Source organism: Streptomyces sp. NPDC058678, from assembly GCF_042714835.1.
In the GTDB taxonomy this organism is placed as follows: domain Bacteria; phylum Actinomycetota; class Actinomycetes; order Streptomycetales; family Streptomycetaceae; genus Streptomyces.
Map to the genome: position 1 here is coordinate 52441 of NZ_JBHXSG010000053.1, position 9552 is coordinate 61992.

At 70.2% G+C, this 9552-nt stretch carries 6 protein-coding genes and 2 pseudogenes; 3 read left to right on the plus strand and 5 right to left on the minus strand.

Annotated features, from left to right (window positions below):
• Nucleotides 1-374: 374 nt before the first annotated feature.
• The 3 genes and pseudogenes from ACFWWR_RS35920 to ACFWWR_RS35930 form a co-directional block, all read right to left on the minus strand.
• A pseudogene (locus tag ACFWWR_RS35920) lies at nt 375-827 on the minus strand (IS701 family transposase); the annotation flags it as partial.
• A 21-nt stretch (nt 828-848) separates the two neighbouring features.
• A complete protein-coding gene (locus tag ACFWWR_RS35925; RefSeq protein ID WP_384307745.1) occupies nt 849-1259 on the minus strand; it encodes a DUF6069 family protein in 411 nt (136 codons plus the stop codon).
• Nucleotides 1256-1867, minus strand: coding sequence for a TetR/AcrR family transcriptional regulator (locus ACFWWR_RS35930; RefSeq protein WP_383874968.1), 612 nt, complete (start codon nt 1865-1867; stop codon nt 1256-1258). Before ACFWWR_RS35930 ends, ACFWWR_RS35925 begins: the two co-directional genes overlap by 4 nt.
• Before the next feature lie 372 nt (nt 1868-2239).
• On the opposite strand from ACFWWR_RS35930, the gene ACFWWR_RS35935 reads away from it, so the two are divergent.
• From ACFWWR_RS35935 to ACFWWR_RS35945, 3 genes and pseudogenes are all read left to right on the plus strand, one after another.
• Complete coding sequence (locus ACFWWR_RS35935; RefSeq protein ID WP_384307748.1) at nt 2240-2659, plus strand: hypothetical protein; 420 nt, start codon at nt 2240-2242, stop codon at nt 2657-2659.
• Between the two features lie 508 nt (nt 2660-3167).
• Nucleotides 3168-4276 (plus strand): annotated as a pseudogene (locus ACFWWR_RS35940) (hypothetical protein).
• Between the two features lie 458 nt (nt 4277-4734).
• A complete protein-coding gene (locus tag ACFWWR_RS35945; RefSeq protein ID WP_383874962.1) occupies nt 4735-7743 on the plus strand; it encodes a protease pro-enzyme activation domain-containing protein in 3009 nt (1002 codons plus the stop codon).
• A 190-nt stretch (nt 7744-7933) separates the two neighbouring features.
• Here the strand turns inward: ACFWWR_RS35945 and ACFWWR_RS35950 are convergent, their stop codons facing one another.
• Nucleotides 7934-8386: a VOC family protein gene (locus ACFWWR_RS35950; RefSeq protein ID WP_383874960.1), complete on the minus strand. Its 453-nt coding sequence runs from the start codon at nt 8384-8386 to the stop codon at nt 7934-7936.
• A gap of 112 nt (nt 8387-8498) precedes the next feature.
• On the minus strand, nt 8499-9386 hold the full coding sequence (locus ACFWWR_RS35955) for an SMP-30/gluconolactonase/LRE family protein (RefSeq protein ID WP_383874959.1): 888 nt from the start codon (nt 9384-9386) through the stop codon (nt 8499-8501).
• Between the last annotated feature and the right edge of the window lie 166 nt (nt 9387-9552).

A 9552-nucleotide genomic window follows, 5' to 3' on the forward strand; every position in this document is an offset into this window, starting at 1 on the left:
CCTTCCGTGGGGGGGGGGGCGGTCGGAAAGCAACGTATAGCCACTGTTCCCGGCCGCCGACGCCGGGCCCTGTCCGCCAACTCAGTTGCCGCACAACTGCCGTTCGGCCCGCACCGGATCGTTCGGGAAGCGGAACGCCGTGCGTTCCCAGGCCCCTGCCACGTTCCGCAGGAAGCGTCCCGGCGTGAGGGGGTCCCGCGTCGCGGCGCGCAGTGCGGCGAGCGCCCCGCAGCGCAGGGCGCGCCGGGCCGCGTCGATCTGCCCCGGGTCGGTCCCGGGCGGCGGATCGGCGAGAAGCCCGCGGTCGCAGTCATCGGCCCGAGCGAAGTCGACCTTGACTGTGCCCTGCTCCGCCGCCCGAGGCGGACGCCTGGCTGGATCTCGTTGCAGGTGAGTGCGATGAGCCCGTCGGGCACGGGGGGCGCGGTGCTCGCGGGCGCGGACGACGGCGAGGAAGGCATGCGCGAGCATGGCCAGGGTGACCCAGCGCAGCCAGGGGGTGCGGCGGCGGACTTGGTGCTCGTCCAGGTCGGCGAGTCCTTTGCCGGTCTGGAAGGTCTCCTCGATCCTCCAGCGCATCCCGGCGACGCCTACCAGCGTGCCGATCGGCACCGGATGGGGGCTGCAGCAGCGGGAGTAGGCCAGTTCGCCGGTGGTGCGGTGGCGGCGGCGGATGAGCAACCGGTAGACGCCCGCGACGGGCTCCGCAAGCAGGCCGATGGCGACCCAGTCGTCATGGCGCGGCCCTTTCGCGCCGCCTCCGGCGGGACAATTCGCTGCCCGGCGGTGCGCGGCACCTTGCCTACCAGTGCATCTGGTGCTGCTCGCGGCGTACTCGGTGCTGGCGGTCACCCCCCGGCGGCACCGGCTCCTGCCTCGGGGGGCCTGCCGCCCAGCCCCGGGATCAGCACCGCCGCCACCGCCAGGTGCATCAGAACGAGGGAGACCCGGGTGCCGCCGTCCATGCCGTCACCGATGAACGGCAGGAAGGACACGGCCAGCACGGCGCCGGCCACCCCGGTCCAGATGGCGCGGGCGCGCCGCACCCCGAACCGCTCCAGGGCGGCCAGCAGTCCCCAGCCGGAGAGCGACGCGAGCAGTGCGACGACCGCCACGGGCACGGCGCCGATGTCGAGCGTCTGCTCGCCGTCGGCGAGCCGCAGCCGGTGCCCCAGCAGTGGGTCCGCGAGCAGCCACACCAGGACGGGGGCCAGGACGGCCAGGGCCGTAACCCCCAGGCGCCTTTTCCACGCGCTCACTTGGCATCCCCTGAGAGCGCCCCGTGCAGGAAGACCTCCACCAGCTCCTGCGGGGTCAGGTCGGGCTCGTCCTCCGTACGCGGCTGGGTGAAGAGCAGCCCGAAGAAGATGGCCGCGATCTGCTCCGGCGGTCGGCGCAGGGCAGCCTTGTCGGGCTCCAGCAGCTCCGCGAGGGCCGCGCGGATACGGGTCGTCGACTCGTGGCGGCCCGCGCCGCGCACCGTGCCGGGGTGCTTGCCGCCGCGATGCCCCAGCGAGCCGGCGATGGCGCCCATTCTGGCGATGTGCGCCTGCAGCGCCTCGGCCGCCTCCGCGAGCCGGTCGGGCAACGGCTGGGACACGTCGATCGCGTCGAGCTCGCGGACCGCGTGCTCGGGGGAGAGCGCCTCGGCCACGCAGGCCTGCAGCAGCTCGTCCTTGTCGGCGAAGACCCGGAAGATCGTGCCCTCGCCGATGCCCGCGGCGCGGGCGATCTTCGCGGTCGTCACCGCGGCGCCGTACTCGGCGATCAGCGGGATCGCGGTCTGGATGATCATTTGGCGGCGCTGCTCCGGCGACATGCCGGGGGCGCGGCGGCGGGTGGTCTGGTTCTCCTTGGGTGCTGTCATGACTGCGAGAGTACGGAGTGAGGACTCACTCCGTCAATGAGTGAGTCCTCACTCCGCTTACTTTTCCGTACTCGGCTGCTTGTCGACTGCAATCCACCAAGATCCACAGCTGCGACCGGAGTACTGGACCGAGATGGTGATGGCATCGGCTGCGAAAGCGCAGGACGGCGCCGCACCGTTGGCGGGAAACCGCTGCTGAACTTGCTTGGGTGAGGTCGGCTGCCGCGGGCCGTCGTCCGCACCAGTGACCGATGACCCCAAACCGGGGTCGGTGGACATGGGGCGATCGGCAGTGGGACCGCCCGTCCGGCCGAAGCTTGCTTGCGGGACGATAGGGCACGGTCCTGGCCGGACGACCAAGGGAGACCGCCGATGGATGACGAGGAGAGTCTGCGCCGCTACGGGCTCCGCCCTGTTGGCCCGGACCTCGACGAGATCCGGGCACTGCTCAGAGAACACACGGAGCGTGAGCGGCGCGCCCAGGGCGAAGGCGACACCGAGCTGCTGAAACTCTGCTGCGTTCAGCTGTTCAACAGCGGCGACATCGACGACGCTCTCCTTGTCTGGAATGCGAAGGAAGCCAGCTTCGACGCGGCGTGCTCGATCGACATCGAGCTTCTGCTCGGGCACGGACTCGAGGCGACGAAGGCCCACCTCTCGGCCCATCCCTCGCCTTCTGCTGCAGCGGCGCTGGACCGCCTGCGCGAGCTCCAGGCGGAGGGTGCGTTCGAGGGCTTCTCGGTGGAGGAGCATTCCGCCTTCTACGACAGGTACTACGACGGGGAGGGCTGAGCAATGGTCAGCCGTTCGTGATCAGGCCGGTGCCCGCAAGGCATCCGTCGAGCAACGGCGGCATCAGGCGGCGTGGCTGCTGGATCCGGTTCCGAAACGCTCGGCGAAGGCCCGCCCGTTCCCTCGACAAGGGTTTCGCGCCCTCGAGGAACCGGGTGTGCGCGAGGTCAGCGGTCAGCCGCCGGCTCGCGTACTCACCGCGTAGGCCACGAGGCGCGTAGGCCACGAGGTAGACCATCGCGAGGCCGTGAGCCAGCCGGTGCGCTGCTCCCGGCGCCGAAGCCGTGGGTCCCTGAAGGCAGGTGCGGCAGACAGGGCACGCCGTTGCGTCATCGGGTCCGATGCGACGGTCACGGCGGTACGCGCTTCGGCCCCGGGGGATGGCGAAGGAACCCGCAGCGCGGGCAAGACGAAGCGGGCTGTGATCCGCATGTGACCGCGGCCCCGTAAGGTCCCCTGGGCCACGGTGACATGTGGCGACAGCACGCGAACACCCAGGGGGCAGGACGTGGAATACCGGCGCGCGGTGATACCGGCGGTGGCGGGCGGGATGATGCTGACGCTGCTCCTGTGGTGGGCGGGGGCGAGTGCCGACGCGCTGCAACTGGACGGCGCCGGCGACGTGCTCGGCTACGAGGCTGTCGCCCGTCTCCAGAGCTGGCTGCTGCCCTGGGCGTACGAACCCTCCGGCGGGACCGCGGGCGGGTACCTCGACGGGACCGACGCTTCCCGTTATCTCGGCCTGCACCACACGGCGATCCAGATCCGCTTCGCCGCCGTGTTCGTCTTCTACGCGGCCGGGGCGCTCCTCCTGGTCCGGCGACTTCCCGCGGAACGCAGCCGGACCTGGGCCACACTGCTTGCGCTGTGGGCCTGGGGCCTGGTGGCGGGTGCCCTGGCGGTGACGGTGTCCGCTCCCTGGCTCATAGCGGCCCAAGGGCACGGCAGTTACCGGTTCCTGCCGCAACTGGCGTCCCTCTCCTCGGCCGGGCGGCAGATCGTGGTACCGGTAGCGCTGGCCGCGGCCGCGTGGACGGTGCTCGTGGCGCGGCTGGCGCTGAAGGGCGCCGAACCCCAGCCGCGCGAGGACGTTCCGGCGCGGGCCGCCCTGCTGGCCGCCACCGTCGGAACCGCGGTGGTCGCGGTCTCTCTGGTCGTCCTGTCACACCAGTCCAGCGCGGCCGCCCTGCAGACGGCCTTCACGGGCGGCGGGCTGCTCGCCGAGCCGGGTGACCTGCTGCGCCAGTGGCTGCTGCTCGGCGCCTGGTCCGGTCCCGCCGGCACACCGCTCGGCGACTGGCTCCTGTACCGCCTCGGGGACGTCCTGCTCCTCGCCGTGGTCTGGTGCGCCCTGCGGTGGCTGCCCGGACTACTCACCCGGGTGTCCGTCCCGGCGATGGCGGCGGGCGGGGTCTGCGCGGTGGTCCTCGGACTGCTGGCCGAGCAGTCGCTGCGCATGGCGAGGATGGAACGCAGATGGGTTCGGGGCTGCTGTACGTGGCGTCCGGCCTCGGTGAGGGGGTGCCCGCCGCACTGCTCTGGGGCGCCCTCGCGGGCGTCGCGGCCACCGTGACCCTGCGGGCGTCCGGCGGCCGTGCCACCTCACCCTCCGTCTGACCTGCTCAAACTCAGGTGAAGAACGCTCACTTTGAATCCTCCCCGCCCTGAAGGGCAGGGGATTCCTGGCTCAGGCCGCCTCTTGGAGCAGCGCTCCAGGAGGTCTTCCGCCATCAGCACCAGACGGGTTGAGACCAGCCCGGACGCATGACGCGTGCGGAGTTCTCAGGTCCGATGGGCTCACGAGAACCACCTGACTCTCGGTCACCCCCTATCGCATCTCGGGAACCTCACCCTCGTCTCTGTGTGTCGCAAAGATCCCTCCATGGTTCCCCTGGGACTGAAGACAACATCTGTCAACACTTGATAAGAAAAACACACACATCTGGTCAGGGAGGATTTGCTCCTGCGTGCGCACATGCTGGCGCGCGGGCCGGCTGCCAGAGTGCGGGCTTCGACCACCGTTCTTACCTGAACTGCAGATATGACGGTGTGTCAGTTTCTAGGGGAGTTTCTGCATGTCCAAGAAGGTCCATGCCGCGCTGGGACGTCCCAGACACGCGGCGGGCAAGAACGGCGGACGAGCTCGGGGGATCACGGCGGTAACCACCGCCGCTGTTGCTCTCACCGTCGCCGTCGCTGCCACCGCCGCCTATGGCGCGGTCACCGACGGGGCCGAGACGGGATCGCACCCGCCCAAGCGCATAGGCACGGCCCCCCGCGTCCCGGCCGGCGCGACCGCGGCCGGCACGACAGCTTCGGGAACCACGCTGCACATCGGCGTGAACCTCGCCCCGCGTGACCCGCAGACGCTGGCCGACTTCGTCACCGCGGTGTCCACCCCGGGCAACCCCCGGTACCACCAGTACCTGGCCAAGGGACAGTTCGCCTCGGTCTTCGGCCCGACGCCGGCCACCATCGCCCGAATATCCCAGGCGCTGAAGGCGGCCGGCCTCACTCCCGGCAAGGTCAGCCCGGACGGCCTGTCCATCCCGGTCACCACCACCGTCGCAAAGGCGTCCGACGCCTTCGACACCGGCTTCCGGAACGTCCGGCTCGAGGACGGAACCACCGACTACATGAACACCGCGGCCCCCGCGCTGCCCGCGGACATAGCGGCGTCGGTGACCGGGATCGTCGGCCTGAGCGACATCAACACGATCACCAGCCACCACTCACGCGTGCGTGAGGCGAGCAAGACCAGCTCTGCCGCCGGACGCGGCTCGCGCGCCGTGGCCCCGCACGCTTACAGCCCGGGATTGTGCACCGACTTCACCAGCTCGGGCCTCACCGACGGCACCGACTACTACAGCCCCGGCAAGCTGGCCGGCACCTACGGTATGAGCAGCTCCGGCACTGCCGGCGCGGGGCAGACCGTGGCCGTGTTCGAGCTGGAGAACGTCGACGCCGGCAGCATCGCCGCGTACCAGTCCTGCGTGGGCACCAGCACCCCCGTCTCCACCGTGTACGTCGACACGGCGGCAGGGGCCGGCGCGCCTGCCACCGACGGATCGGTCGGCGTGGAGTCGGCGCTCGACATCGAGGACCTGATCGGTCTGGTGCCGGGCGCGAGCATCGTCGACTACCAAGGCGTGGACGCCCAGTCCGCGACCGACCAGAACGTGCTCGACGTCTACCAGCGGATGGTCACCGACGACCAGGCGCAGGTCATCTCCTCCAGCTGGGGTCTGTGCGAGGCCGCCGAGATCAGCGCGACCGCGAGCGCCGAGAACGTCATCTTCGCGGAGGCCGCGGCGCAGGGCCAGAGCGTGGTCGCCGCCTCGGGCGACGACGGCTCCAGCGACTGCTACCTCTCCACCGGTTCCACCGCCAAGGCCGTCGACGACCCTGCGAGCCAGCCCTACGTCACCGGCGTCGGTGGCACCACGATGACCGGCTCGGGCAGCACCGCGACGCAGACGGCGTGGAACAACGACACCGGCGGTACCGGCGGCGGCATCTCCTCGCGCTGGGCTCCCGTTGTCTACCAGGGCGGTGTCGCCACCACCGCCAAGCGTGCCGTTCCGGATGTCTCCGCCCTGGCCGACCCGTACACCGGATACCCGATCTACTACCAGGACGACAGCGTCTCCTCCAGCCCCGTCCCCGGCATCATCGGCGGCACCAGCGGCGCGGCCCCGACGTGGGCCGCCGCCATCGTCCAGGCCAACGCCGGCACGGCCTGCCAGACGAACGGCCGGGTCGGCTTCCTCAACAACGCCCTCTACAAGGCCGCGCGGAGCAGCTACCCGACGAACTTCTGGGACGTCACCAGCGGCAACAACTCCGTATACGCCACCGGCTACACGGCGGCGGCCGGCTACGACGAGGTCACCGGCCTGGGCTCGCCCAAGGAGGCCGGCCTGATCACCTCCCTGTGCGCGGCCAAGGGCACCGCGGCCACCGGTGCTTCCACCTTCCACCCGCTCAGCAGTCCCAAGCGCCTACTGGACACCCGCAACGGCACCGGGTGGGGCCTCAGCTCCATCCCGTCCACCAAACCCCTGGCCGCGGGCGGCACCGCCCCCGTCAAGATCGAGGGCGCCGGGGGGATCCCCAGCAGCGGCGTGACCGGTGTCGTACTCAACCTCACGGTCACCGGCACCACCGGCGCGGGCTCGTTGATCGCCTGGGCCGACGGCACCGCCAAGCCGTCGACCAGCAACCTCAACTGGACCGGCGCCGGCCAGACCATCGCCGCCTCGTCGACCGTCACGGTGGCCGGTGACGGCGTGGTGGACCTCTACACCAGCAGCACCACCCACCTGATCGCCGACGTCCAGGGCTACTACACCAACAACACCACCGGCTCCAGGTACACGGCACTGAAACCGGCCCGCCTGCTGGACACCCGCTCCAAGGTCGGCATCTCCACCACCACCAAGATCACCAACGCCGTGGTCAGCCTCAAGGTCCGCGGCCACGGGGGCGTGCCGACCGCCGCCTCCTCCGTGGTGCTCAATCTGACGGCCACCCAGACCGTCGGCTCCGGCTACCTGGAGGCCTACCCCGAAGGCGCCACCCGCCCGACCGCCTCCAACGTCAACTGGTCGGCGACCGGGACCACCATCCCCAACCTGGTCGTCGTGCCGATCGGCTCCGACGGCAACGTCAGCCTCTACGTCCACGGCACCAGCCATGTGATCGCCGACGTCTCCGGCTACTTCTCCACCAGCGGCTCGGCCTTCCACACGGTCACCCCGCTGCGCCTGCTGGACACCCGTACGACGACGGCGCTGGGCGCCGGAAAGACGCTGGCCCTGCAGATCTCTGGTCGCGACGCCATTCCGTCCACCGGCGTCAAGGCCGTGGTGCTGACCGTCACCGTCACCGGCACCACCGGCAGCGGCTACCTCACCGCCTGGGCCGACGGCGGCAGCCGTCCGACGGCCTCCAACCTGAACTGGGTGCAGGGCAAGACGATCGCCAACCAGGTGATCGTGCCGGTCGGCTCCGACGGCAAGGTCGCCTTCTACGCCAGCAGCACCACCCAGGTGCTCGCGGACGTGGCCGGCTACATCAGCTGACGCCTACCGACGACACAACGGCGCGGCCCCGACGACCCCCGTGGTCGGCGGGGCGGCGCCGTCGCAGGCGGGATGTATGGGTGTGGTTCACCTCGACTCAGGCCGTGTGCGACCAAAATCAACGGCGGCGGCGCTACTGCGTCCGGGCGAGCCGGTAGGAGTCGACGTACCGGCATGGTCGACACGGTGTCTAGACGACGCAGAACTCGTTGCCCTCGGGGTCCTGCATCAGCACGGCGTAGTGCTCCGAGTCTGGCTCATCCGTGATCCGCGAAACGGTCGCGCCGGCCTTCGTGAGCCGTTCGACCGTAGCGGTTACCCGCTCCGTGCGGGCAGCCAGAGGAACACTCCGCCCTCCACCCACCTTGAGGTCGAAGTGCAGCCGGTTCTTCGTGATCTTGGGCTCGGGAACGTGCTGGAACCACACCCTTGGCCCCTTCCCCGTCGGGTCGACGATCGACTCCGGGGTATCCCCCGCGCCCTCCAGCTCTTCCTCGGGCACTCCCATATCCGCCCAGTACTCACGCCATGTGGAGTGCCCACCCGGCGGAGGTTCCGGCACATACCCCAGCGCATCCGACCAAAAGGAAACCAACCTTTCCGGGTCTGCACAGTCGATGGTCAACTGCCACGTCATATCCATGCCCAGAGGATTCCAGACCCCTCTGACATCCGAGCCCACCGCTGCCCGCACTCGCTACCGGGATTCATTCGCTGAAAACATGGTGACGCTCAAGGGACGAGGGCGGTCGGTTTCAGCGTCGTCCGCGCCAGGTGCAGGCCACGCTTCCCCTGATCGGGACGGCGACACTGAGCACAGCGCCGGAGGTGGCGGTCGGACTCTTCACCCCGTACCGGGCTGTGGTGACGAAGAGGCGGTTGTCGTGAGGGTGCAGGCACACCGAGGTGGGGTGCGGTGCGGGGACGGTCACGGTGTGGAGCAGGCGGCCGTCGGGGTGGTAGCGGCGGACCGCACCCGCGCCCCACATCGCGACCCACAGGCAGCCCTCCCCGTCGACGGTCATTCCGTCGGGGCTGCCTTCGCCGTCATGCAGTTGGGCGAAGGTTTCCGGGACACCGGTGAGGTCGCCCGTGACGGTGTCGACCCGGCAGCGCAGGACGGTGCCGACGGCCGTGTCGGCGAGGTACATGGTGGTGCCGTCGGCGGTGAACGCCGGGCCGTTGGCAATGGTCAGGCCGTCGAGGACGCGTACCACCGTGCCGTCGGAGTCCGTTCGGTACAGCGAACCTGCGCCATGGGTGCCGTCGTAGGCCATGCTGCCGGCCCAGAAGCGGCCGACGGGGTCGGCGACGCCGTCGTTCATCCGGCTGCGGACCGGGGTGCGGTCCTCGGGGCGGTCCAGCCATTCCAGGGCGCCGTCGGGGGTGAGCAGAGCAATGCCGGTGCCCGCGGCGGCGATCCAGGCGCCCGGCTGGTCGCCCACCGGCGCGACGGCCCCCAACGGCACGTCCAGTCGGGCCAGTTCGCGCGGAGCCGCCGGTTCGGTGTCGTCGCGCAGTTCGAAGAGCCGACCGCTGAGGATGTCGACGTACACGTACCGGCCGTCGACCCAGCGGCCGCCCTCGGCGAGTTCATAGGCTCCGTCCACGACGACCGTCGCCGGTACTGCCGTTGATGTCATCGGAGTCCCTTTCGTGGATACCCCCGGCTTTAGCCGGGGGAGGAAACGAAATCTCTGCGGAGCAGGGCAAGGAGCTGGGCTTTGCCGCCAGGGCGGATCGCAGTGCCCTGACGGGCAGGTTTGATCTCTACTTGCGGGTGTGGCTAGTTTGTGCGCGTGGCCGCGA